Genomic DNA, 422 nt, shown 5'->3' with positions numbered 1-422 from the left:
GAGCAACGCGAGCAAACGCAGCATACGGATTGGCCGCAATCAGCCAGTTCCGGCCAGCAGCGTGGCCCTGGCTTTCAAGCGTTTCCAGATCGCGGAGCGACACGATGATCGCACCCGCGCCGGAACTCACAGCCTGATTGAGGTACAGCGGATTGGAGAGAAAAGCGAGCTGATCAGCGCCCGCTTGATCCAGCGGCGCGATCGACTTGACGATCAGGCCTGCGTCACCCTGGACGGTCGCGCCGAGCGACGCAGCAAGTTCACCAAGCGAAAACGACATGCGGACAACCTCATTTGGCCGATTGCGAATTCAGCGCCTTGAGCACCTCGTCCGTGATGTCGATGCGCGGGTTCACATACACGGCTTCCTGCACGATCAGATCGTACTTGCGCTGCTCGGCAATCGAGCGGATCACGCGGTT

At 60.4% G+C, this 422-nt stretch carries 2 protein-coding genes; both read right to left on the bottom strand.

The genetic code is table 11. The features are described 5' to 3' along the window. Positions 1–280, bottom strand: a 280-nt coding sequence (locus tag D7X12_RS45780; RefSeq protein WP_279637309.1) for an LpxD N-terminal domain-containing protein, incomplete at its 3' end; no start/stop codon positions are given. Positions 281–290: 10 nt separating this feature from the next. After that, positions 291–416 carry an OmpH family outer membrane protein gene (locus tag D7X12_RS45775; protein WP_500683251.1) on the bottom strand — a complete coding sequence of 42 codons (126 nt, stop codon included), beginning with the start codon at positions 414–416 and terminating at the stop codon, positions 291–293. Positions 417–422: the final 6 nt, after the last annotated feature.

This window comes from Corallococcus sicarius (assembly GCF_003611735.1).
Classification (GTDB): Bacteria; Myxococcota; Myxococcia; order Myxococcales; family Myxococcaceae; genus Corallococcus; species Corallococcus sicarius.
This window is presented reverse-complemented; position numbering and strand designations above follow the sequence as displayed.